The organism is Streptomyces sp. NPDC025784 (assembly GCF_055558435.1).
Genome location: NZ_JBVHMN010000010.1, coordinates 189511 through 212862 on the forward strand (window position 1 = coordinate 189511; position 23352 = coordinate 212862).

General features: G+C 72.8%; 25 protein-coding genes. 17 read left to right on the forward strand and 8 right to left on the reverse strand.

Going from position 1 to position 23352, the window contains the following annotated elements; genetic code table 11:
* Genes ACZ4IF_RS23285 through ACZ4IF_RS23295 form a run of 3 tightly spaced genes read left to right on the forward strand, consistent with a single transcriptional unit; the run spans position 1 to position 2144 of the window.
* Positions 1 to 1503, forward strand: coding sequence for a hypothetical protein (locus ACZ4IF_RS23285; protein WP_467565611.1), 1503 nt, complete (start codon positions 1 to 3; stop codon positions 1501 to 1503).
* Positions 1500 to 2021: a hydrogenase maturation protease gene (locus ACZ4IF_RS23290; RefSeq protein ID WP_095932762.1), complete on the forward strand. Its 522-nt coding sequence runs from the start codon at positions 1500 to 1502 to the stop codon at positions 2019 to 2021. The genes ACZ4IF_RS23285 and ACZ4IF_RS23290 overlap by 4 nt, the downstream gene beginning before the upstream one ends.
* Before the next feature lie 18 nt (positions 2022 to 2039).
* Positions 2040 to 2144 carry a DUF6893 family small protein gene (locus ACZ4IF_RS23295; RefSeq protein ID WP_373557516.1) on the forward strand — a complete coding sequence of 35 codons (105 nt, stop codon included), beginning with the start codon at positions 2040 to 2042 and terminating at the stop codon, positions 2142 to 2144.
* Here the strand turns inward: ACZ4IF_RS23295 and ACZ4IF_RS23300 are convergent.
* Entirely contained in the window at positions 2120 to 2740 is a 621-nt protein-coding gene (locus ACZ4IF_RS23300; protein WP_467565614.1) for a helix-turn-helix transcriptional regulator, read from the reverse strand. The genes ACZ4IF_RS23295 and ACZ4IF_RS23300 overlap by 25 nt on opposite strands.
* Positions 2741 to 2828: 88 nt before the next feature.
* Between ACZ4IF_RS23300 and ACZ4IF_RS23305 the strand changes: the two genes are divergently transcribed.
* The 8 genes from ACZ4IF_RS23305 (at position 2829) to ACZ4IF_RS23340 (ending at position 10981) form a co-directional block, all read left to right on the forward strand.
* Positions 2829 to 3266, forward strand: coding sequence for a hydrogenase maturation nickel metallochaperone HypA/HybF (locus ACZ4IF_RS23305; RefSeq protein ID WP_467565616.1), 438 nt, complete (start codon positions 2829 to 2831; stop codon positions 3264 to 3266).
* Positions 3250 to 4140 (forward strand): hydrogenase nickel incorporation protein HypB, encoded by an 891-nt coding sequence (gene hypB / locus ACZ4IF_RS23310; RefSeq protein WP_467565618.1) that lies wholly within the window; start codon positions 3250 to 3252, stop codon positions 4138 to 4140. Before ACZ4IF_RS23305 ends, hypB begins: the two co-directional genes overlap by 17 nt.
* A complete protein-coding gene (hypF, locus tag ACZ4IF_RS23315) occupies positions 4137 to 6515 on the forward strand; it encodes a carbamoyltransferase HypF (protein WP_467565620.1) in 2379 nt (792 codons plus the stop codon). The genes hypB and hypF overlap by 4 nt, the downstream gene beginning before the upstream one ends.
* Positions 6516 to 6551: 36 nt before the next feature.
* Positions 6552 to 6944, forward strand: a complete 393-nt coding sequence (locus ACZ4IF_RS23320) for a HypC/HybG/HupF family hydrogenase formation chaperone (protein WP_467565622.1) — start codon at positions 6552 to 6554, stop codon at positions 6942 to 6944.
* Entirely contained in the window at positions 6941 to 8059 is a 1119-nt protein-coding gene (gene hypD / locus ACZ4IF_RS23325) for a hydrogenase formation protein HypD (RefSeq protein WP_467565624.1), read from the forward strand. The genes ACZ4IF_RS23320 and hypD overlap by 4 nt, the downstream gene beginning before the upstream one ends.
* 73 nt (positions 8060 to 8132) lie before the next feature.
* Entirely contained in the window at positions 8133 to 9122 is a 990-nt protein-coding gene (hypE, locus tag ACZ4IF_RS23330) for a hydrogenase expression/formation protein HypE (RefSeq protein ID WP_467566031.1), read from the forward strand.
* A 197-nt stretch (positions 9123 to 9319) separates the two neighbouring features.
* Entirely contained in the window at positions 9320 to 9676 is a 357-nt protein-coding gene (locus tag ACZ4IF_RS23335; protein WP_467565626.1) for a DUF779 domain-containing protein, read from the forward strand.
* 75 nt (positions 9677 to 9751) lie between these two features.
* A complete protein-coding gene (locus tag ACZ4IF_RS23340) occupies positions 9752 to 10981 on the forward strand; it encodes a phosphodiester glycosidase family protein (RefSeq protein WP_467565628.1) in 1230 nt (409 codons plus the stop codon).
* 29 nt (positions 10982 to 11010) lie between these two features.
* On the opposite strand, the gene ACZ4IF_RS23345 is transcribed toward ACZ4IF_RS23340, so the two are convergent.
* The 6 genes from ACZ4IF_RS23345 to ACZ4IF_RS23370 form a co-directional block, all read right to left on the reverse strand.
* Positions 11011 to 11205 carry a hypothetical protein gene (locus ACZ4IF_RS23345; RefSeq protein ID WP_359489910.1) on the reverse strand — a complete coding sequence of 65 codons (195 nt, stop codon included), beginning with the start codon at positions 11203 to 11205 and terminating at the stop codon, positions 11011 to 11013.
* A gap of 181 nt (positions 11206 to 11386) precedes the next feature.
* Positions 11387 to 12250: a phosphatidylinositol-specific phospholipase C/glycerophosphodiester phosphodiesterase family protein gene (locus ACZ4IF_RS23350; RefSeq protein WP_467565630.1), complete on the reverse strand. Its 864-nt coding sequence runs from the start codon at positions 12248 to 12250 to the stop codon at positions 11387 to 11389.
* A 181-nt stretch (positions 12251 to 12431) separates the two neighbouring features.
* On the reverse strand, positions 12432 to 13526 hold the full coding sequence (locus ACZ4IF_RS23355) for an acyl-CoA dehydrogenase family protein (protein WP_467565632.1): 1095 nt from the start codon (positions 13524 to 13526) through the stop codon (positions 12432 to 12434).
* A complete protein-coding gene (locus tag ACZ4IF_RS23360; RefSeq protein WP_467565633.1) occupies positions 13523 to 14704 on the reverse strand; it encodes an acyl-CoA dehydrogenase family protein in 1182 nt (393 codons plus the stop codon). Before ACZ4IF_RS23360 ends, ACZ4IF_RS23355 begins: the two co-directional genes overlap by 4 nt.
* Positions 14701 to 15678 (reverse strand): NADPH:quinone oxidoreductase family protein, encoded by a 978-nt coding sequence (locus ACZ4IF_RS23365; protein ID WP_467565636.1) that lies wholly within the window; start codon positions 15676 to 15678, stop codon positions 14701 to 14703. The genes ACZ4IF_RS23360 and ACZ4IF_RS23365 overlap by 4 nt, the downstream gene beginning before the upstream one ends.
* 118 nt (positions 15679 to 15796) lie before the next feature.
* Positions 15797 to 16381 (reverse strand): helix-turn-helix domain-containing protein, encoded by a 585-nt coding sequence (locus tag ACZ4IF_RS23370; protein WP_467566034.1) that lies wholly within the window; start codon positions 16379 to 16381, stop codon positions 15797 to 15799.
* A gap of 89 nt (positions 16382 to 16470) precedes the next feature.
* On the opposite strand from ACZ4IF_RS23370, the gene ACZ4IF_RS23375 reads away from it, so the two are divergent.
* From ACZ4IF_RS23375 to ACZ4IF_RS23395, 5 genes are all read left to right on the forward strand, one after another.
* A complete protein-coding gene (locus ACZ4IF_RS23375; RefSeq protein WP_467565639.1) occupies positions 16471 to 17409 on the forward strand; it encodes an NAD(P)/FAD-dependent oxidoreductase in 939 nt (312 codons plus the stop codon).
* Positions 17410 to 17576: 167 nt separating this feature from the next.
* Entirely contained in the window at positions 17577 to 19115 is a 1539-nt protein-coding gene (locus ACZ4IF_RS23380) for an ATP-dependent DNA ligase (RefSeq protein ID WP_467565642.1), read from the forward strand.
* On the forward strand, positions 19112 to 19576 hold the full coding sequence (locus ACZ4IF_RS23385) for an NUDIX hydrolase (RefSeq protein WP_467565645.1): 465 nt from the start codon (positions 19112 to 19114) through the stop codon (positions 19574 to 19576). Before ACZ4IF_RS23380 ends, ACZ4IF_RS23385 begins: the two co-directional genes overlap by 4 nt.
* A 75-nt stretch (positions 19577 to 19651) precedes the next feature.
* Entirely contained in the window at positions 19652 to 21046 is a 1395-nt protein-coding gene (locus ACZ4IF_RS23390) for an NADP-dependent succinic semialdehyde dehydrogenase (RefSeq protein ID WP_467565648.1), read from the forward strand.
* A gap of 25 nt (positions 21047 to 21071) precedes the next feature.
* Positions 21072 to 21311, forward strand: coding sequence for a DUF6213 family protein (locus ACZ4IF_RS23395; protein ID WP_467565651.1), 240 nt, complete (start codon positions 21072 to 21074; stop codon positions 21309 to 21311).
* 36 nt (positions 21312 to 21347) lie between these two features.
* On the opposite strand, the gene ACZ4IF_RS23400 is transcribed toward ACZ4IF_RS23395, so the two are convergent.
* On the reverse strand, positions 21348 to 22115 hold the full coding sequence (locus tag ACZ4IF_RS23400; RefSeq protein WP_467565654.1) for a transcriptional regulator: 768 nt from the start codon (positions 22113 to 22115) through the stop codon (positions 21348 to 21350).
* A gap of 120 nt (positions 22116 to 22235) precedes the next feature.
* On the opposite strand from ACZ4IF_RS23400, the gene ACZ4IF_RS23405 reads away from it, so the two are divergent.
* Positions 22236 to 23351: a type III polyketide synthase gene (locus tag ACZ4IF_RS23405; protein ID WP_257004611.1), complete on the forward strand. Its 1116-nt coding sequence runs from the start codon at positions 22236 to 22238 to the stop codon at positions 23349 to 23351.
* The last annotated feature ends 1 nt before the right edge of the window (position 23352 follow it).

Below are 23352 nucleotides of genomic sequence, written 5' to 3' on the forward strand. Positions count from 1 at the left end.
ATGCGCAATCCCCTGGAGGACGGCTTCGGACAGGCCCGCGCGGTCGCCGACGCGGTCCTGTTCGAGGGGTACGTCCTGTACCCGTACCGCGCCTCGTCCGCCAAGAACCGACTGCGCTGGCAGTTCGGCGTCCTGGTGCCGCCCGCCTGGGCCGCCACCGGCGGGGAGCACGCCGTCCAGCGCACCGAGGTCCTCCTGGAGCCCCGGGCCGGCGACCGGCTCCACGCCGAGCTGCGCTTCCTGCACGTGCGGCGGCGCACGGTCGAGCGGCTCGGGTCCGACGGCCGCTACACGGAGGTGGCCGAACTGGAGCTGCCCGACCGGGTGCTGGTCCCCTGGGACGAGGGGCACGAGGAACGCGTCCTGATCCACGCGCCCTTCGACGAGCTGACGGAACCTCGAGCAGCCGCGCGCGTGGTGAAGTTCGACCTGCCGCCCGCCACCGAGCACGAGCCCGTCACGGACTCCGAGGGCCGGACCGTGGGCCGGCTCGTCCGGCACCGCGAGCGACTGTCCGGCGAGCTGCGCCCCCTCGTCGAGGAACTCCCGGGCCCCTACCGGGTGTTGCGGCTCACCGTCGGCGTGCACAACACCACGGACGCCGACGTCGCCGACCGTACGGAGGCACTCGCCCACAGCATGATCGGCACCCATCTGCTGCTCGGCGTGCCCGGCGGACGGTTCCTGTCGATGACGGACCCGCCGGAGTGGGCCCGCCCGGCCGTCGCGGAGTGCCACAACGACCACACCTGGCCGGTGCTGGCGGGACCGCCCGGAGCGGAGGAGATCATGCTCTCCTCGCCGATCATCCTGGAGGACCATCCGGCCCTCGCCGACGAGAGTCCGGGCCCGCTGTACGACGCCACCGAGATCGACGAGATCCTCTCGCTGCGCACGGCCGCGCTCACCGAGCGGGAGAAGCGCGAGGCACGTGGCACGGACGCGCGCTCCGCCGAGGTCGTCGACCTGGTCGACACCATGCCGCAGGCGGTACGGGAGCGGCTGCACGGGGCGATCCGCGGTCTGCGCGAGGTCACGGGGGAACCCGGACCCGGGGGACTCGCCCCGGCCGGGCCGGTCCCCGCGGCGGCCGGTGCGAGCTCCGGGGCCGCCGAACCGTACCCGGCCCCGGCGGCACGGGTCTTCTCCCCCACCGCGACCGGCCTGACCCTGCCGGACGGCCCCGGACACCCTTGGTGGGACCCCGCGCAGGACCCCGCCGCCGGCGAGGAGGTGCCTGCCGCCGTCGTCATCGACGGCCGGACCGTGCGCGCCGGAAGCAGGGTGCTGCTCACGCCGGGCACCCGGCGCTCGGACGCCCAGGACGAGTTCCTCCTCGGCCGGCTCGCCACGGTCGAGGCGGTCGTCGGAGACCTCGACGGCGAGACACATCTCGCGGTGGTCGTGGACGACGACCCGGGCACCGACCTGCGCCGCGCACAGGGCCGCTTCCTGTACTTCCGGCCCGACGAGGTGGCCCCGCTGGAGGAGGAGACACCATGACCGAGCCGGACAGGACGCGCCGGATCCTGGTGGCGGGAGTCGGCAACGTGTTCCTTCAGGACGACGGATTCGGTGTGGAGACGATCCGGCGTCTCGCGGACCGTGCCGGTGAACTGCCGCCCGGCACCGAGCTCATGGACGCCGGTATCCGGGGTGTGCACCTCGCGTACCGCCTGCTGGAGGGCTATCACACCCTCGTGCTCGTGGATGCCGTCAGCCGCGGCGGCCGGCCCGGCACGCTGTACACCGTCGACGTCGGACCCGAGCCGCCCGCCGCCCCCTCCGCGCCGATGGACAGTCACGCCATGGACCCCGCGAGCGTCCTGGCGCTGCTGCACGACCTGCACGCCGGTGCGGGCGGCACCCTCCCCGAGGCGGTGTACGTCATCGGCTGCGAACCGCGCGCCACGGACGAGGGCATGGGCCTGACCGCGCCGGTGGCCGAGGCGGTGGAGACCGCCGCGGACCTGGTGCTCGACCTGGTGCGCCGCGACACGTCCGTACCCCAGAGAAGCTGACGAACGATGGAGGCAACCATGGAATGGACATGGGTGGGCGTCGCCGCGGGCCTCGTACTGGCCTACGGAGTCGCCAGGAACCTGCCGGACATGCGCCGTTACCTGCGCATGCGGCGCATGTGATCCCGGATCAGCGCCTCGGTCTCCCGCAACTGCCCGTCGGTGGGCCGCGATCCGTCGACGGGCCGGGGGTCACCGGGCCGCGAACCGTCGGCGGGCCGGGGACCGTCGGCGCCCCGCGAGCCTCGCGCGCGTCCGTCGGCCGCCGCCCGGGGCCCGCCCGCACCCGGCGCCCGCCGGCCGGTACCGGACCCGGACGCGTCGGCGGCCGGCCGGCGTGCGGCGGGGCCGGGAGCGCCACCGCGCCCGTCCCGGCCGCCGACGTCCTCAAGCTGCACATACCGTTCGAGGAAGAGGTGGAGGGTGCTGTGCAACTCCCCCAGGCGCACGAACCACAGCGCGAGGTCCATCGCACCCTGCTGGGTGATCGCGTAGACACGGCGCGCGGGACCGCTCGCGGAGGCGTGCCAGCGCGAGGTGACCTCACCACTGCTCTCCATGCCGCGCAGCAGCCGGTACACATGTGCCGGATCGGTGTCGGCGCAGCCGAATCCGCCCAGGCGCTGCACCAGCTCGTAGCCATGGCCTTGACGCTCGGCCAGGAGCAGGAGAAGCACCGGGGTGAGCAGAGCGCGCCGTTCGACGTCATGCCCAGTCATGGTCCTCTCAGCCTAGCCAGCCGGGCGCGACCCACAATTTCGCAGAGCGCGCGGCCGGCCCGCGCATGGACGCGGGCGGGTGGCGCCGGTGCATGAGCTCTCCATCGCCGTCGCGGTCGTCGAACAGGTCGAGGAGGCCCTACGGGGACAGGGCTGCGCGGTCGAGTCGCTGACCCTGCGGATCGGCGAGCTCGCCGGTGTGGTGCCCGAGGCCCTGGACTTCTCGTTCGGGCTCGCCACGGAGGGAACCGCGCTGGCGGGGGCACGGCTGCTGATCGAGACTGTTGAGGCGCGGGCGCGCTGCGACGGGTGCGGCCGCGAGACCCCCACCGGGATGCCTCCCGTGCTGTGGTGTGCCGACTGCGGGAGCACGCTGACCCTGCTCGGCGGCCGGGAGCTGGAGATCGTCCGGTTGGTGGTCGCCGGCGGGAGCCCGGACGGTGGAACCCCGCACCGCGGGCCGCGGGCCGCCCCGGCGGCGGGCCGGACGGACGACCAGGAGACGAGCCATGTGCCGCACCGTTGACCTTCATCAGGCCGTCCTCGCCAAGAACGACGAGAACGCGCTGACCCTGCGGGGCTATCTGGGTGACCGGGGCACTACCGCGGTGAACCTGCTGTCCAGTCCCGGCAGCGGCAAGACGGCCCTGCTGGAGCGGCTGTTGGCCCGTGCCGTGGCCGAGGGCACCCCCGCCGCGGCGGTCACCGCGGACCTGGCCACCGAGAACGACGCGACCCGGCTCGCCCGTTCGGGTGCCCCGGTGCGGCAGATCCTCACCGACGGGCTCTGTCATCTGGAGGCGGGCATGCTCCAGCGGCAGCTGGACGGCTGGCTGCCCGAGGGCACCCGGGTCCTGTTCGTCGAGAACGTCGGCAATCTCGTCTGCCCCGCCTCCTACGACCTCGGCGAGACCCTGCGCATCGCGCTCGCCTCGGTGACCGAGGGCGAGGACAAGCCCGTCAAGTACCCGACGGCCTTCGGGCTCGCGCATCTCGTGGTGGTGACCAAGACCGACATCGCGGACGCCGTCGGCTTCGACCGTGAGGCGTTCCTGCGCGGCGTCGAGCAGGTCAATCCCGGGGTGCCCGTCCTGGAGACGTCCGCGCGCACGGGCCGGGGCGTCGACGCGCTGCTGGCCCTCGTGCTGCGCTGCGCGGCCGGCGACGCGCCGCACACGCCGGTGCTCGCCCAGGAACACTCCCGGCATCTGCACAGCCACGAGCACGAGGCCGGACCCGCACAGGCGAACGGACACCACCCGCAGACGGCGGGACAACGGTCGTCCGGCCCTCGGCACTCGCACCCGACGGATCACCACGCGTCCGGCCCGGGGGACCCGCGCACCGCGGACCACCCCGTCGGCCCGGGACACCCGCACGAGCAGGAGCCCGCCAGGTGAGTCCGTCCCCGGGGCGCGAGCGCAGGCACATCACCGTCAGGGGCGTCGTCCAGGGAGTCGGCTTCCGGCCGTTCGTGTACACGCTCGCCGAGCAACTCGGCCTGACCGGCTGGGTCACCAACAACGCGCAGGGCGTCGAGGCCGAGGTGGAGGGTCCGGCCGCCGCCGTCGCGGAGTTCTGCGAGCGCGTCGGGACCCGGCCCCCGCCACTCGCCGTCGTCGAGTCGGTCGAGCACCGTGTCGTGCCGCCGGAGAACGACGGCTCGGTGTTCACCATCCGGCCCTCCGCCGGCGGCCCGGGCCGCACACTGGTCTCCCCGGACACCGCCACCTGCGACGCCTGTCTGAGCGAGCTCGCCGACCCGGCCGACCGACGCCACCGGCATCCGTTCATCACCTGCACGCACTGCGGTCCGAGGTTCACCATCGTCACCTCGCTGCCCTACGACCGGGACCGGACCACCATGGCCGGGTTCCCGATGTGCGCCGACTGTGCGGGCGAGTACACCGATCCGGCTGACCGGCGCTTCCACGCCCAGCCGATCGCCTGCCCGGCCTGCGGCCCGCGGCTCACCCTGCGGACCGGGCCCCACGACGCCGACGGGCCGCGCGACGCGGCGGCACTGGCCGAGGCCCGCCGGATGCTGGCCGAGGGCGCCGTGGTCGCGGTGAAGGGGCTCGGCGGCTACCACCTGGCGTGCGACGCGGGCGACCCCTCGGCCGTGCGCACCCTGCGCAAGCGCAAGAACCGGGGCGACAAGCCGTTCGCCGTGCTGGCCGACTCCCTGGCGACGGTGGAGCGGCTGGCTCTGGTGGGCGACGCCGAGCGCGAACTGCTGCTCGGGCCGCGCAAGCCGGTCGTCCTCCTGCGGCGCCGGACGTCCGCGTGCGCCGACGTGGCCGCGGCGGTCGCCCCGGGCAGCCCCGACCTCGGGGTCATGCTGCCGTACACGCCGCTGCACCGGCTGCTGCTCGGGCTGCCCGGAGATCCTCCCGGCCCGGCCGTCCTGGTCATGACCAGCGGCAACCGGTCGGGCGAGCCGATCGTCACGGACGACGCAGAGGCGCTGACCCGGCTGGAGGGTCTGGCCGACGCCTGGCTCGCCCACGACCGCCCCATCCACGTGCCGTGCGACGACTCGGTGGTGCGGGTGTGCGCCGGGGCCGAGCTGCCGGTGCGCCGCTCACGCGGGTACGCCCCGTTCCCCATCGCCCTGCCGGTACCGGTGGTCCCGGCGCTGGCCACCGGCGGCGACCTCAAGAACACCTTCTGCGCCGGTGACGGCCGCTACGCCTGGCTGTCCGCACACGTCGGCGACATGGACGACCTGGCGACGCTGAACGCCTTCGCGCGGGCCACCGCGCAGCTGACGGACCTCACGTCCGTCGCACCGCGGCTGCTGGTCGCCGACCGGCACCCCGGTTATCGCTCCACCCAGTGGGCGCACCGCGAGGCCCGGGCGCGTGACCTGCCGCTGCGTCAGGTGCAGCACCACCACGCCCATGTCGCCTCCGCCATGGCCGAGCACGGGCTGGACGGCTCCGAGCCGGTCATCGGGGTCGCCTTCGACGGAACGGGGTACGGCGACGACGGTGCCGTGTGGGGCGGCGAGGTACTGCTCGCCGACTACGACGGATACCGCAGGTTCGCCCATCTGGGCTATGCGGCCCTGCCGGGCGGCGACGCCGCCGTGCGCAACCCCTACCGGATGGCGCTGTCCCACCTGCGCACGGCGGGTCTGCCCTGGTCGGAGGAGCTGCCGTGCGTCGGGGCCGCCACGCCGGAGGAACGCCGGCTGCTGCGACGGCAGCTGGAGCGGAACCTCAACTGCGTGCCCACCTCCAGCATGGGCCGGCTGTTCGACGCGGTGTCCTCGCTGGCGGGCGTCTGTCACCGGGTGGAGTACGAGGCGCAGGCGGCGATGGAGCTGGAGAACGCGGCGCTGGAGGACCTGTCCGGCGCCTCTGGGTCGCCCGCCGGCCTCCTCGACGACGGGCGAAAAGGTGCGTACCGGTTCATGCTGAGACCGGTCCGTCAGGACCCGGAGGCACCGTTGGTCGCCGATCCGGCGCCGGTGCTGGCCGCTGCCGTCGCGGATGTCCGCGCCGGGGTCGCGGCCGGTCCGGTGGCGCGTCGGTTCCACGCGGCGGTGGTCTCCCTCGTCCAGGAGGTGTGCGCGGTGGCACGGGAACGCACCGGCATCGGCACGGTCGCCCTGAGCGGCGGCGTGTTCTGCAACGCCCTGCTGACCGAGGGCTGCTGCGCCGTTCTGGAACGGGACGGCTTCGCCGTCCTGCGGCACCACAGGGTTCCCCCCAATGACGGCGGTCTTGCGCTCGGACAGCTGATCGTCGCCGCCCGCGCCACGCGGTAGCGCGGGAGTACCGCACGAGCGAGGCAGGAGCGACTCATGTGTCTGGCCGTACCCGGCCGAGTGCTGAAGATCGAGGAACGTGACGCGACGCGGATGGCCAAGGTGGACTTCGGCGGTGTCGTCAAGGACGTGTGTCTGGAGTACGTGCCGGACATGCAGGTCGGTGACTACGCCATCGTCCACGTCGGGTTCGCCCTGCAACGGCTGGACGAGCAGTCGGCGAAGCAGACCCTGGAGCTCTTCGAGAACCTCGGGGTCCTGGAGGAGGAGTTCGGCGACGCCTGGGGCAAGGCCGCCAGGGACGCGGGTGCCGAGCGCCCCGCCGGTACCGAACTCCCGGACACCGGACCCGCCCCCACGAACGGCGTCCGGCCCGGTCACGACGGGCCCGCCGCCGAGGACAGTGCCGACAAGGAGGCGCGGTCATGAAGTACCTGGACGAGTTCAGCGACCCGGTCCTCGCCAAGCGGCTCTTCGACGACATCAGGGCGGTCACCACACGGCCCTGGTCCCTCATGGAGGTCTGCGGCGGGCAGACGCACTCGATCATCCGTCACGGCATCGACCAGTTGCTGCCCGAGGAGATCCAGCTGATCCACGGGCCGGGCTGTCCGGTGTGCGTGACGCCTCTGGAGATCATCGACAAGGCGCTGGAGATCGCCTCCCGCCCGGACGTGATCTTCTGCTCCTTCGGGGACATGCTCCGGGTGCCCGGCAGCGGACGAGACCTGTTCAAGGTCAAGAGCGAAGGCGCGGACGTCCGGGTCGTGTACTCCCCGCTGGACGCGCTGAAGATCGCCCAGGAGAACCCGGACCGTCAGGTCGTCTTCTTCGGCATCGGCTTCGAGACGACGGCCCCGCCCAACGCGATGACCGTCTACCAGGCCAAGAAGCTGGGCATCACCAACTTCAGCCTGCTGGTCTCCCACGTGCGGGTGCCACCCGCCATCGACGCGATCATGAATTCTCCGGACTGCCGGGTCCAGGCGTTCCTCGCCGCGGGCCACGTCTGCACGGTCATGGGCACCGCCGAGTATCCGGAACTGGCCGAGCGGCACCGGGTGCCCATCGTGGTGACCGGTTTCGAGCCGCTCGACATCCTGGAGGGCATCCGCCGGGCGGTGCGGCAGCTGGAGTCGGGTCGGCACACCGTGGAGAACGCCTACCCCCGGGCCGTTCAGGCCGACGGCAGCCCCGCGGCGCGCGCCATGCTGGCCGACGTCTTCGAGGTGACCGACCGGGCGTGGCGCGGCATCGGCACGATCCCGCGAAGCGGCTGGCGGCTGTCGCCCAAGTACCGCGACTACGACGCCGAACACCGCTTCTCGGTCACCGGCATCGAGACCGAGGAGTCGACGGTGTGCCGCAGCGGCGAGGTCCTCCAGGGCCTCATCAAGCCGCACGAGTGCGCGGCGTTCGGCAAGGAGTGCACACCGCGCAATCCGCTGGGCGCGACCATGGTCTCCAGCGAGGGCGCGTGCGCCGCCTACTACCTGTACCGACGGCTGGACGCCCCGAACAAGGAGGCGAGCAGCGTTGTCTGACTCCGCTTCGGCACCCGTCGACTTCTCGTCCTGGACCTGCCCTGCGCCGCTGCGCGACCACGACAGGATCGTGATGGGGCACGGCGGTGGCGGCACGCTCTCCGCCGAGCTGGTGGAGCACCTGTTCGCGCCGGCCTTCGGCAGCGACGTGCTCGCCGAACTGGGCGACTCCGCGCGGCTGCACCTGGACGGCGCCCGCCTGGCGTTCTCCACCGACTCCTTCGTCGTCCGTCCGCTCTTCTTCCCGGGCGGCAGCATCGGGGACCTCGCGGTGAACGGCACGGTCAACGACCTGGCGATGGCCGGGGCCGTGCCCGCCTACCTCTCCTGCGGGTTCATCCTGGAGGAGGGCGTCGAACTGGCCGTCGTGGGACGCGTGGCGGAGGCTCTCGGCGAGGCGGCCCGTACCGCCGGGGTGACGGTGGCGACCGGTGACACCAAGGTGGTCGACGCGGGGCACGGGGACGGCATCTTCATCAACACCGCCGGGATCGGTGTGATCCCGGCGGGCGTGGACATCCGTCCGCAGCGCGCGACCCCCGGGGACGTGGTGCTCGTCAGCGGCCCCATCGGGGTGCACGGCGTGGCCATCATGAGCGTGCGGGAGGGGCTGGAGTTCGGCGTCGAGATCCAGAGCGACACGGCGTCGCTGGCCGGTCTGGTCGCGGAGATGCTGGCCGTCTGTCCGGACCTCCATGTGCTGCGCGACCCGACCCGCGGCGGTCTGGCCACCTCCCTGAACGAGATCGCGGCAGCGGCGAACGTCGGCGTCAGGCTCGACGAGCGCTCGCTGCCCGTGCCGGACACGGTCGCCAACGCCTGTGCGTTCCTCGGCCTGGACCCGTTGTACGTGGCCAACGAGGGCAAGCTCGTGGCGTTCGTGCCGCCCGAGCACGCCGATGCCGTGCTCGCGGCCATGCGCGCCCATCCGCTCGGCAAGGAGGCCGTGGCGATCGGCCACTGCGTCCCGGATCATCCCGGCATGGTGGTCGCGTCCACCGGGCTCGGCGGCACCCGCGTCGTGGACATGCCGCTGGGCGAGCAGTTGCCCCGCATCTGCTGACGACCGGCACATCGGGTCCCGAGACCGGCCCCGGTGACGTCTCCCGCGCACGGCGGGCGTCACCGGGGCCGGTCTCTCGCGGAACCGGCCCCGTGTGCAACCCTCTCGCAACCTCCGGGATGGTCGGCTGTGCGGTGGCCCGGCCGTGGTGCGCCGTCGGTGGGGTCACCGCATCCGTGACCCGACGGGGAGAGCCGATGGATGTCGTCCCGCGCGTGGAGCTGACGCCCGCCGCAGCCGAGCTGGTCCGGCGGCTGAGCGCCCTCCACGGACCGTTGATGTTCCACCAGTCGGGCGGCTGCTGCGACGGCAGTGCGCCCATGTGCTATCCGAACGGCGAGTTCCGCACCGGCGGCTCCGACGTCCTGCTCGCGGATCTGGAGGTCGAGGGCCTCGACGACCCGGTGGCCTTCTGGATGTCCCGGAGCCAGTACGAGCTGTGGAGCCATACGCGGCTCATCGTGGACGTGGTGTCGGGGCGGGGCAGCGGCTTCTCGCTGGAGGCACCCGAAGGAGTGCGTTTCCTGATCCGTTCCCGGGTCGTCGGCCCCTAGCCATCGGCACGGGCGCCGCCGTCTGGTGCAATTCCCCTGAGTCCTGCCAAAGTTGACGAGACCTCAGGGGGCACTGTGACGCGTCGTGATGGACGGCTCAGAACGGCACTGACGGTTTTCACGGCATGCGGAGCGCTGGCCGGTGCCGCCCTGGTGGGGGCGGCACCGGCCAGCGGCGCGGAGGACGGCACCGCGATCGCGCCCGGCGTGGAGTACACCCAGCTGGACATCCAGGGGGCCAAGGGGGTGGCGCACGCGCATGTGCTCGACGTCGACCTGCGCGACCCCCGTGTGCGCGTCGGACTGCTCCACCCGGGCGCGGTGGCGGCCCGGGCGCCCGTCTCCCGGCTCGCCGAAGCACAGGGCGCCGTCGCGGGAGTCAACGGCGACTTCTTCAACATCACGGAGACCCAGCATCCGGGCGTGGAGGCGACCGGCGCGACCGTGGGCCCGGCGATCGCGGGCGGGCACGCGCTCAAGGCGGCCGTGCCGAACGGGCAGCGCTTCGGCCCCGCCCTGCCGCCCGGCACGACCACCGAGGACGTGTTCGGCGTGGGCGTCGACCGCAGGGCCCGGCTGGACGGTCTGGCGCTCGACGGTTCCGTGCGCAGCCACGAGGGACGGTGGCCGCTGGGCGGGCTCAACCAGTACGCGCTGCCCGAGGGTTCGATCGGCGCGTTCACGTCGGACTGGGGCAGTGTCTCCCGGGTGCGGGCCACCTGCGGCACGGACACCGAGCGGGCGGCGCCGTGCAGCACGGACACGTACGAGGTGACGGTCGAGGGGGGACGGGTCGTGTCGGCGGCCGACACCCCTGGCGCCGGTCCCGTCGCGTCGGGCAGCACGGTGCTGGTGGGCCGGGAGGCGGGCGCGCAACTGCTGCGGAAGCTGTCCGTGGGCGAGCGGGTCACGGTGCGGCACCGTCTGGTGGCGGAGGCCTCCCGCATCCCGTACGGCATGGCGCTGGGCGGCTACCCGATGCTCGTCGACGGCCGTCCACTGCCGGGACTGGACGACACGACCGCGGCGGTGCGGACCGCCGTGGGCGTCGCGGACCACGGCCGGCGGATGCTGCTCCTCGCCCTGGACGGCGCGCCCGAGTACCGCAATGGGCTGACGATCGCGGAAGTGACGGAGACGATGCGGCAGTTGGGCTCGGAGGACGCGTTCAGCCTGGACGGCGGGGGATCCAGCACGATGGTCGCCCGGCAGCCGGGTGCGGACGTGGCCGGCGTCCTCAACCATCCGAGCGGTGGCGCCGAACGCCCCGTGCCGAACGGCATCGGCGTGTTCTCGCGTCCCTGACCGCCGGGTCCGGCCCGCGCCGAAGTGTCTCAGGGGCGCAGGCTGCCCACGATGTCCGCGGTGGCCGTGAGCCCGCTGAGGATGGTCGGGGCCATGCTGGTGCCGGCCAGGTAGAAACCGAGCAGCACACAGACCAGGGCGTGGGAGATCTTCAGTGCGCCGTTGCGCAGGAAGACCACCGCCAGGATCACGAGCAGCAGCACCACAGAGATGGAAATCGCCATCGTCAACCTCCTCCACCACGTCCGCTTCGCGGCGTTCGGCCGTAAGTGTGGCGTAGCGAAGGGTTCGTCCGGGCGGCTGACCTGTCCTCCGAACGTGTGGTTCTCGCACCCGGTCGCCCGGCGGCGGGCGACCGGGTGCGCAGGTGGTGGCCGGTGCCTGATCGGATCCGAACGAATCCCCCTAGACCCGCCGGTGGGCGTCCAGGAACGTCTCCAGGCCTGCCAGGTCGTCCGTGTTCAGATGGTCGACGTCGGCGGCCAGCAGTTCGCCCCACAGCGCGTCACGGGCCGGGCCCGCCAGATCGGGTGTCGCCCAGAAGCGGACCTTCTGCCGGCGTCCGTGCGCCGCCGCGATGATGCCGCGCAGCTTCTCGCGCTCGGCCGCCGGGAACGGGCCGTCGCCCAGCCAGCTGAAGTTCAGGGTCCAGTTGTCGCTGATCAGCGGGACGAACGAGGCGGGGGCCGTGGTGCCGAGGTCGCTGAGCCGCCCGTCGTAGAAGGCGCGCCGCACGGTCTGGGCCTCCATCGGCGCCCGGGCCGCACGGTCGCCGGAGATCACCGCCGTGACCGGTCCGGGGTGCACCCGGCCGTGCGCGTAGGTGGTGAACAGATGGCGGTAGCGGCGCAGGTGACGGTCGAGTTCGAGATACGTCGACGCGCCCTCGGTCTTGATGTCGACGAGCAGTTGCAGGGGTTCGCGGTAACCGCGGTACACCGAGCCGTGGTTGGCCCTGACGCGGGCGGCGAGGGGTTCGAGGTAGAGGGATTCGAGGGTGCGGTTCGGGTCGAGGTCGACGGGGTCGTGGGCGACGAGGAGCTGGTCGCCGACGAGGTAGATGTCGGCCTCGACGCTGCCGAACCGGTGGTCGAGGGCGTCGTACAGGGGGCGCGGGTGTTCGTAGTCGTTGTGGGCGTGGGCGCGCCACAGCGGGCGGGGGCCGTGGTGGCCGCCGCCCGCCCACGCCTGCGTGGCCGGCAGTGCGACCGCGCCGGCGAGGGCGGTGCCGAAAGTGGTGAGGGCTCTGCGACGGGTGGTGAGGGCCATGCTCTGCCTCCCTTTGAGGGCCGGGTGGGACCGAACGAGTATGCGTTCGGTCGGAGCCCAAGGAGCCTCTCCGTGCGGGGAGTTGGCTGGACTGCCGCCCTCTGTTCACTTCCGCGGGGCGGCCCGCACGACAAAGCCCGCCCCAGGTGGGGCGGGCTTTCCCGGACGGGCCGGAGGCAGGTCAGGGCGCGCGCAGGTCGACCAGTTCGGCCAGCGCCTCGCGGTGGGCGCCCGCCGTGCCGTACGCCAGGGAGTCGGCCTTGGCCCGCTTGAGATACAGGTGCACGGGGTGCTCCCAGGTCATGCCGATGCCTGCGTGCAGCTGGAGCGCCTCCTCGGCGGCGTGCACCGCGACCGGAGCCGCGTAGGCCTGGGCCACCGCGACCGCGACGTCGGCGTCCGCGCTGCCGGTGGCGAGCGCGTCGGCGGCATTGCGGGCGGCGGCACGCAGGTTGACGACCTCCAGCCACAGCTGTGCCAGCCGGTGCTTGAGCGCCTGGAAGCCGCCGACGGGCCGGTTGAACTGCTTGCGCTCCTTCAGGTAGCGCACTGTCTCCGTCAACGACCATTCGGCCAGACCGAGTTGTTCGGAGGCCAGCAGTCCGGCACCGGCGCGCAGGGCCCGTCGCACGGCCGGCTCCGCGTCGCCCAGCCGTCGGCCCGTGACGCCGTCGAGGCCGACGGTGGCGACGGGGCGCGTCAGGTCGAGGGACACCCGCGGGGTGACGGTCACGGACTCCGCGTCCACGGCGTACAGCCCGCCGTCCTGTGCGGGCACCAGCAGCACGTCCGCGGCGACGGCGTCCGTGACGCCGGTCAACTCGCCGTGCAGCAGCCCGTCTTCCAGCCGTACGGTGCTGAAGGCGGCGCCCGGCGCGGTGCCGAGGCTCACGGCGAGCACTCCGACGGTCCGTCCGGAGGCCAGCCGGGCCGTCAGTTCGTCGTCCTCGCAGGCCAGCACGGCCTCGGTGGCCACCACCGCGCTGCTCAGATAGGGCACCGGGGCGACGGCCCGCCCGAGCTCCTCCAGGACGACGGCGGCTTCACGATGGGTGGCGCCCTGGCCGCCCCGGGCCTCGGGCACCAGGAGGCCCGCCAGCCCCATCCCGGCCGACAGCGCCTTCCACAGCTCGGGGTCGTGCGGTGTGCCCGACTCGGTGCGGGCGATGACGCCCGCCGCGTCGCAACGGTCGGCGAGGAGGTCGCGGACGGCGGCGCGGAGCGCCTCTTCCTCCTCCGAGTAGAGCAGATCGGGCTGGTGGCTCTGCGTTGTCATCGGGCGAGGTCCTTCCACGCGACGTCCTTGTCCGTGCGCGGCTCGGACGGGAGTCCCAGGACGCGTTCGGCGACGATGTTGAGCAGGACCTCGCTGGTCCCGCCCTCGATGCTGTTGCCCTTGGAGCGGAGATAGCGGTAGCCGGCGTCGCGGCCGGTGAAGTCGACGAGCTCGGGCCGTCGCATCGTCCAGTCGTCGTACAGCAGGCCCTCCTCGCCGAGGAGTTCGACCTCCAGGCCGGAGATCTCCTGGTTGAGCCGGGCGAAGCCCAGCTTCATGCCGGAGCCCTCCGGGCCGGGCTGGCCCGCGACGAGCTGCTGGCGCAGCCGCTCGCCGGTGATGCGGGCGACCTCGGCCTCCACCCACAGCTTCAGCAGCCGCTGGTGCAGGTCGTGGGTGCGCAGTTCGGGGCGCTCGCGCCAGGTCCTGGAGACCGGACCGATCATGCCGCCCTCGCGCGGGATGCGCATCCCGCCGATGGACACGCGCTCGTTCATGAGCGTGGTCTGCGCGACCTTCCAGCCGTCGCCGACGTCGCCGAGGCGCCGGGAGTCGGGGATGCGGACGTCGGTGAGGAAGACCTCGTTGAACTCGGCCTCGCCGGTGATCTGGCGCAGCGGCCGGACCTCGACGCCCGGGTCGGTCATGTCGCAGACGAAATAGGTGATGCCCCGGTGCTTGGGCACGTCCGGGTCGGTGCGGGCGATGAGGATCGCCCAGCGGGCCACATGGGCGCTGGACGTCCACACCTTCTGCCCGTTGACCACCCAGGCGTCGCCCTCGCGGACGGCCCGGGTGCCGAGCGCGGCGAGGTCGGACCCGGCGCCGGGCTCGCTGAAGAGCTGGCACCAGACCTCCTCCCCGGTCCACAGGGGCCTGAGGAAGCGTCGCTTCTGCTCCTCGGTGCCGAAGCCGAGGATCGTGGGCGCCGCCATGCCGAGGCCGATGCCGATGCGTCGCGGGTCGTTGTCGGGGGCTCCGGCGGCCTCCAGTTCGGCGTCCACGACGGCCTGGAGGGTGCGCGGGGCACCGAGTCCGCCGAGGCCCTCCGGGTAGTGCACCCAGGCCAGGCCGGCGTCGAAGCGCGCCCGGAGGAAGTCCGTGCGGTCGGTCGTGGCGGGCGGGTGCGCTGCCAGCAACTCCTGGGTGCGGCGGCGCAGTTCGGCTGCGTCGGTCATGCTGCGGCTCCATTCTCCAGTGCGGGGAGCACGGCGATCCGTCCGGTGGTGACACCGTCGGCGACGCGCTGCACGGCGGCTGCCGCCCCGCTCAGCGGCACGCGCTCGCTCACCAGCGGCTTGACGGCACCCCGGGCGGCGAGCTCGGTGAGCTGCTCGTGGCAGTGCTGGACCAGCTTCGGGTTCTTGGTGTTGTACAGGCCCCAGTGCAGGCCGAGGATCGAGTAGTTCTTCACGAGGGCGTGGTTCAGCGCGGGGCTGGGGATCGTGCCGCTCGCGAAGCCCACGACGACGATCCGGCCCTCGAAGGCGACGACCTTCGTGGACTGGGTGTAGGCCTCGCCGCCGACGGGGTCGTAGACGACGTCGGCACCCCGGCCGCCGGTGGCCTGCTTGACCGCGGCGACGACGTCCTCGGCGCGGCGGTCGATCACCACGTCGCAGCCCAGCTCGCGGGCCACGGCGGCCTTGTCGGCGCCGCCGACGACGCCGATGACGGTGGCGCCCGCCGCCTTGCCGAGCTGCACGGCCGCGCTGCCGACCCCTCCTGCGGCAGCGTGGACGAGCAGGGTCTCGCCGGCCTCCAGGCGGGCGCGGCGGTGCAGGCCGAACCACCCCGTCTGGTAGCCGATGTGCAGGGCGGCGGCCTCGGCGTCGTCCAGGGCCTCCGGTGCGGGCAGCAGGGCGGCGGCGTCCGCGATCGCGTACTCGGCGAATCCGCCGTGCGGCAGGGCCGGGTTGGCGATCACGCGGCGTCCGTCCTCGGTCTCGCCGCAGATCTCCACGCCGGGGGTGAACGGCAGCGGCGGCCTGACCTGGTACTGGCCGCGGCACAGCAGCGCGTCCGGGAAGTTGATGTTCGCGGCGCGCACCTTCAGCAGGACCTGGCCGTCACCGGGCGTGGGCCGCTCCACCTCCTGGAGGCGCATCGCCTCGCTCGGCTCGCCGTTCTGGTGCACTTGCCATGCCTGCATGCGGGGCCTCCAGGGGCTGCGTCTCGGTGTCCGGCGTCTGGACCGCGGTCGATCGCATACTAAGCGGTCGCTTGCCTGCCTGGGAACAGTAGGCGCCGGTCGTCTTCGACACGCCCCGTCAGTCGGCCCGCCCGCGCCGGGCGGGCCGCGCCCGGACATGCATCCGCTCCCCCTGTGCACCGAACAGACTCAGGAACTCCACGGGCCCCTCCCCCGTGGACCCGAACCAGTGCGGTACGCGGGTGTCGAACTCCGCGGCCTCCCCCGGCCCGAGCACCACGTCGTGCTCGCCGAGCACCAGCCGCAGCCGCCCCGACAGGACGTACAGCCACTCATAGCCCTCGTGGACCCGCGGGTCCGGCTCCATGCGCCGCTTCGGTTCGAGCACCTTGTAGGCCTGGAGCCCGCCGGGCTGACGGGTCAGCGGCCAGTGGGTGCGCCCGTATCGCACGATCGGCTCGGCCCGTACGCGCGGGTCGCCCACCGGCGGCGCGCCGACGAGCTCGTCCAGCGGCACCTGGTGCGCCCGCGCGATCGGCAGCAGCAGTTCCAGACTGGGTTTGCGCAGCCCGGACTCCAGGCGGGAGAGCGTGCTCACCGAGATGCCCGTCGCCTCGGACAGCCCCGCGAGGGTCGCGCCCCGCTCCTTGCGGATCCGCCGCAGGCGCGGCCCGACCTCGGCCAGCACCTCGTTCGTCTCCATGTCCTCACTCATGCTCGTATTGCAGGATCGGCAAAGTCGTTTGTCAATTCGGCGCGACTCGCGGGACCTTCTCGGTGGAGGTGGTCACCATGACCGAGAGGTTCGAAGTCGTCGTCGTGGGCGGCGGCACGGCGGGACTGTCCGCGGCGCTGGTCCTCGGCCGGGCCCGGCGCCGCACGCTGGTCGTCGACGCGGGCGAGCCCCGCAACGCCCCCGCCGCGCACCTGCAGGGCTATCTGTCGCGGGACGGCATGCCGCCCGCCGAGTTCCTCGCCGAGGGACGGCGCGAGGTCGAGGGGTACGGCGTCGCACTGGTCCGGGACCGCGTGGTGGACGTGGCCCGGGACGGCGCCGGCGAGTTCGACGTCACGCTCGCGGACGGGCGGCCGGTGCACGCGCGCCGGCTGATCGTCACGACCGGCCTGGCCGACGAACTGCCGTCGGTGCCGGGGCTCGCCGAGCGGTTCGGGCGGGACGTGCTGCACTGCCCGTACTGCCACGGCTGGGAGGTGCGCGACGAGGCCTTCGGCGTGCTCGCCACCACGCCGATGAGCGTGCACCAGGCGCTGATGGTGAGCCAGTGGTCGAAGGACGTGACGCTCTTCCTGCACACCGTCCGCGAGGACGAGCTGACGGACGACGATCTGCGCCGGCTGGCCGCGGCGGGCGTCGCCGTGGTGCCGGGCGAGGTCGCGGAGCTGGTGGTCGGGGACGACCGGCTCACCGGGGTGCGGCTCGCGGACGGCACGACGCACGCCCGTTCGGTGCTGTTCGTCGCGCCGCGCGCCGTCCCGCGGACCGGCCTGCTGGAACGTCTGGGCGCCGAACTGCGCGAGACCCCGTTCGGAACGTATCCGGTGGTCGACGAGACGGGGCTGACGAGCGTGCCCGGCGTCTGGGCCGCGGGCAACGCGATCGGCTTCGCGGAACAGGTCGTGAACGCGGCGAGCGGCGGCTACCGGGCGGCGGCCACGCTCAACGGCGAGCTGCTCTTCACGGACCTCGACGCGGCCGTGGCGCGGGGTTGAACCGGGCAACGTGGCCGCCCGCCCGCCGTGGCACGGGGCTGAACCGGGGAGCGGACCGGCCGGCCGCCGTGGCACGGGCCCGAGCCCGGCCGGACGCCGACAGGTGGTGCCCGCACGACGGGCCCCGCAGGGGTGTGCACGCGGCGCGCTCGTTGCACCATGGCTGCATGCTGCTGAGCCGGCTCGCCCAAGTGTCGCAGGAGGTCGCCGCCACCTCGGCGCGGTCCCGGAAGATCGGGCTGCTCGCCGAGCTGTTCCGGGACGCCGACGCGGACGACGCGCCGATCGTGATCCCGTACCTCGCGGGCCGGCTGCCCCAGGGGCGGCTCGGCGTCGGCTGGAAGGTGCTGAGCCGACCCGTCGCCCCGGCCGCCGAGCCCGCCCTCACCGTGCGGGAGGTGCACGCGCTGCTCACCGAGCTGGGTGAGGTGTCCGGCACCGGCGCGCAGGAGCGCAGGACACGCCTGGTGGGGCAACTGATGGCGGCGGCCACCGCCGAGGAGCAGCGCTTCCTGCTCGGGCTGATCACCGGTGAGGTGCGGCAGGGCGCGCTGGACGCGGTCGCCGTGGAGGGGCTCGCCCGGGCGACGGGAGCGCCCGCCGCCGACGTCCGGCGGGCGGTGATGCTCGCCGGTTCGCTGCAGACGGTGGCGCAGGCCCTGCTGGCACAGGGGCCGACGGCCCTGGAGGGGTTCCGGCTGACCGTGGGCCGCCCGGTGCTGCCGATGCTGGCGCACACGGCGGCCTCCATGTCCGAGGCCGTGGACAAGCTGGGCGTGTGCGCCGTCGAGGAGAAGCTCGACGGCATCCGCGTCCAGCTGCACCGCGACGGCGACGACGTACGCGTGTACACCCGGACCCTGGACGACATCACCGACCGCCTGCCCGAGCTCACCGGGGCCGCGCTGGACCTGAAGGGCGAACGGTTCGTCCTGGACGGCGAGGTGATCGCGCTGGACGCGGCGGGGCGCCCGAGGTCCTTCCAGGAGACGGCCGGACGCGTGGGCTCCCGCGTGGACGTGGTCACGGCCGCGCGGACCGTGCCCGTCTCCCCCGTCTTCTTCGACGCGCTGTCCGTCGACGGGCAGGACCTGCTGGACCTGCCGTTCGCCGAACGGCACGCGGAGCTGGCGCGGCTGGTGCCCGAGCCGATGCGGGTGCGGCGCACGCTCGTCGACGGCCCGGCGGACCTCTCCGCGGCGGAACGGTTCCTCGCCGACACGCTGGAACGCGGCCACGAGGGGGTCGTGATCAAGGCGCTCGACGCCCCCTACAGCGCGGGCCGGCGCGGCGCGTCCTGGCTGAAGGTCAAGCCCGTGCACACCCTCGACCTGGTCGTCCTGGCGGCCGAGTGGGGCCACGGACGGCGCACCGGCAAGCTCTCGAACCTGCACCTGGGCGCGCGGGACGCGGACGGGTCCTTCGCGATGCTCGGCAAGACCTTCAAGGGCATGACCGACGCGATGCTCGCCTGGCAGACCGAGCGGCTCCGGGAGCTGGCCGTCGGGGACGACGGTCACGTGGTGACCGTACGGCCCGAACTCGTCGTCGAGATCGCGTACGACGGTCTCCAGCGGTCCACCCGCTACCCGGCCGGTGTCACCCTGCGTTTCGCGCGCGTCGTGCGGTACCGCGAGGACAAGGCCGCCACCGAGGCCGACACGGTCGCGACGCTGCTGGCCGCGCATCCGGAGGTCACTCGGTGAGGGGGAAGCACAGCGCGGGACTGCTGCTGTTCCGGCGCACCGACGACGGCCTGGAGGTCCTGCTCGGCCACATGGGCGGCCCGTTCTTCGCGCGACGCGACGCCGGGGCCTGGACCGTCCCGAAGGGCGAGTACGAGGCCGACGAGACCCCCTGGGCCGCGGCGCGCCGTGAGTTCCAGGAGGAACTGGGGCTCCCGCCGCCGGACGGGCAGGCACTCCCGCTCGGCGAGGTCACCCAGGCCAACGGCAAGCTCGTCACGGCCTGGGCGATCGAGGCGGACCTGGACCCGGCGTCCGTCGTCCCCGGCACCTTCGAGATGGAGTGGCCGCCCAAGTCGGGCCGGCGGCGGGAGTTCCCCGAGCTGGACCGGGTGGAGTGGCTCGGCCTGGACAGGGCGCGGACGCTGATCGTGAAGGCGCAGGGGGAGTTTCTCGACCGGCTCGCCGAGCACTCGTCCTGAGCGGCGCACTCTGCGTTGCGGTGTCGGGTGCGGCGCGGGAGGGTCGAAGACACAACCCGCTCCAGGAGGTCGGCCATGCCCATCGCGACGGTGAACCCGGCGAACGGCGAGACGCTCAAGACGTTCGACGCCCTGAGCGCGGAGGAGATCGAGCGCAGGCTCGCCATCGCCGAGTCCGCGTTCCGCACCCACCGCACCACGTCCTTCGCCGAGCGGGCCCGGCTGCTGCACCGGGCCGCCGACCTCCTCGACGAGGACCTTCAGACCATCGGCCGGGTGATGACCACGGAGATGGGGAAGCCGGTCAAGCAGGCCCGCGCGGAGGCGGCGAAGTGCGCGAAGGCGATGCGCTGGTACGCGGACCACGCCGAGCGTCTGCTGGCCGACGAGGAACCCGACCCGTCCGACGCCAAGGACTCCGGCGCCTCCCGGGTCCTGGTGCGGTACCGGCCGCTGGGGCCCGTCCTGGCCGTCATGCCGTGGAACTTCCCGCTGTGGCAGGTGGTCCGGTTCGCCGCGCCGGCGCTGATGGCGGGCAACGTGGGCCTGCTCAAGCACGCCTCGAACGTGCCGCAGACCGCCCTGTACCTGGAGGACCTGTTCCGCCGGGCGGGCTTCGCCGACGGCTGCTTCCAGACGCTGCTGATCGGCTCGGGCGCCGTCGAGGCCGTCCTGCGCGACCCGCGCGTGAGGGCGGCCACGCTGACCGGGAGCGAGCCCGCGGGGCGGGCGGTCGCGTCGGTGGCCGGCGACGAGGTGAAGAAGACGGTCCTGGAGCTGGGCGGCAGCGACCCGTTCGTCGTCATGCCGTCGGCGGACATCGACCGGGCGGCGCGGATCGCGGTGACGGCCCGGGTGCAGAACAACGGACAGTCGTGCATCGCGGCGAAGCGGTTCATCGTGCACGCGGATGTGTTCGACGCCTTCGCCGAGCGGTTCACGGCGGGCATGGAGGCGCTGAAGGTCGGCGACCCGCTGGACGAGGACACGGACGTCGGTCCGCTCTCCACCGAACAGGGCCGCAGCGACCTGGAGGAACTGGTCGACGACGCCGTGGAGAACGGCGCGAACGTGCTGTGCGGCGGCGAACGTCCCGAGGGACACCGGGACCGGGGCTGGTTCTACGCGCCGACGATTCTCGCCGACATCACCCCGCAGATGCGCATCCACCAGGAGGAGGCCTTCGGGCCGGTCGCCACGCTCTACCGCGTGGCGGACCTCGACGAGGCGGTGGCTCTCGCCAACGACACACCGTTCGGGCTGAGTTCGAACGTGTGGACGCGTGACGAGGGCGAGGTGGACCGGTTCGTCCGCGACCTGGAGGCCGGCGGCGTGTACGTCAACGGGATGACGGCGTCGCACCCGGCGTTCCCGTTCGGCGGGGTGAAACGGTCCGGCTACGGACGTGAGCTGTCCGAGCACGGAATCCGCGAGTTCTGCAACATCACCACGGTATGGCACGGAGCGTGAGCGTTCCGCAGTTACGATCCCCTCTGTGAACCGCGAAGTGACCCTGCCTCTGATCGTCGACGACCGCGGAACGTTGCAGGTGGCGGCCGCCGACGTCAGCAAGCTGCTGCGCACGGTGGGCGGCCGGTGGCTGCATCTGGTGGAGGCCGGCCAGGACGGGCTCGACGAGAACACCGTGGCCACGCTCACGATCGAACTGGCCAAGCTGGCCGACCGCATCGACGTGGCCTGCATCGCGCACAGCAGCGGCACGAGGGGCGACTGACGCATCCTCGGGCCGGCCGCGCGGGCCGGCCCCGTCTCAGGCGACCCGCTGGTCCAGCTCCCACAGGGCGTGCCAGAACCTCGACTCGTAGGCCTGGAGCAGCCGGCCGAAGCGGTGCACCTCCTCCTCCGAGATCCGCCCCGCGTCGAGCCCCTCCTGCACCGCGGCCAGCGCGCGCCGCTCCAGCTCGGGAGCGGGCGCGGCGAAGAGGTCGAAGAAGCCGCAGGCCTCGTCGTCCAGTCCGTAGTGGCGGCGCAGCGCATCGGCGATCGTGCCGCAATAGCCGCCCCATGCGGCGAAGTTGGCGCTGAGCGCCAGGACCACGTCGGCGGGTGAACCGTTCAGGGCGAGCCAGGCGACATAGGCCGGATAGGCCTGGCAGTCCGGCAGCCACTCGTGCGCCGCACGCTCCTCGTCGGCCCCGACCGCGGCGGCGTAGGCACCCAGCCGATCCTGGGCCGAGGCCTCACCCTCGGCGAGCAGCGTGAAGTACGCGGCGCTCGCCGGGGCCGTGCCCTCGCCCGCCGTGGCCGGGCCCTGGGGGCCCGGCTCGCCCCGCACCGCCGTCTCCTGGGCCGCGCCTGCCGGCACCGCGGGCGTCGCCGCCCCCGCCGACCGTTCGGCCAGATGCAGGAAGGCGCGCCGGTCCGCGGCGATCACATGGGCCTGTTCGAGGGCGAGCGCGGCCAGCGTGGTCCGCCGCGCGGCGCCCCGCGCGATCAGCGGCAGAAGACGGTTGGCACGAGGGTCCGGGGCGAGCTTCCCGGTCGTGCTCTCCAGCAGTTCCCTGGCCGTCCGCATCATCGGGCACCCCTTCGGTTTCGACTGCTCCGAGGCCCTTTCCAACAGGGTCCCACGCCCACACAAAGATCCCCTCAATGGAGTAGCCCGACGAGATATCGCCGCTCGGACGGGTGATCGTGGGTGAACCACCCGGAGGGCGCAGCGCCCACCGGAAGGCGAAAGAAGGCGCGCACCATGGCGACTTTGTGCAGACCCTCGGTATCGGTCCCGGAGTACGTGATCACGATGGAGGAGACGCTGGAGCTGGCGCGCTCCCGTCACGAGGATCACCCCCAACTGCCGCTGGCACTCAGGCTCATCGAGAACACAGGAGTCAAGACCCGGCACATCGTCCAGCCCATCGAGGAGACGCTGAAGCACCCGGGTTTCGAGGAGCGCAACAAGGTCTACGAAAGTGAGGCCAAGGCGCGGGTACCCGCCGTCGTACAGCGGGCGCTTGACGACGCCGAGCTGCTCACCACCGACATCGACGTGATCATCTACGTCTCGTGCACCGGGTTCATGATGCCCTCGCTCACGGCGTGGCTGATCAACTCGATGGGCTTCAGCAGCGACACCCGGCAGATACCCATAGCCCAGCTGGGCTGCGCCGCGGGAGGCGCCGCGATCAATCGGGCGCACGACTTCTGCACGGCGTACCCCGACGCCAACGCACTCATCGTGGCCTGCGAGTTCTGCTCGCTGTGCTACCAGCCGACCGACCTCGGCGTCGGGTCCCTGTTGTCCAACGGGCTGTTCGGCGACGGCATCGCCGCCGCGGCCGTCCGAGGCAACGGCGGCACCGGCATCGAGCTGGAGCGCAACGGCTCGTACCTGATCCCCAAGACCGAAGAGTGGATCATGTACGACGTCCGCGCGACGGGCTTCCACTTCCTGCTCGACAAGCGGGTGCCCGGCACGATGGAACCGCTCGCCCCCGCCCTGCACTCGCTCGCGCGGCAGCACGGCTGGGACGCCTCCGACCTGGACTTCTACATCATCCACGCGGGAGGTCCGAGGATTCTCGACGACCTCAGCAAGTTCCTCGAAGTCCCCCCGGACGCCTTCCGGTTCAGCCGGGCGACCCTCACCGAGTACGGCAACATCGCCAGCGCCGTGGTGCTGGACGCGCTGCGCCGGCTCTTCGAGGAGGGCGGCGCCGAGCACGCCTCGCGCGGACTGCTCGCGGGCTTCGGCCCCGGCATCACCGCGGAGATGTCCCTGGGTCGCTGGAACACCGGCGACAGAACGGCGTGAG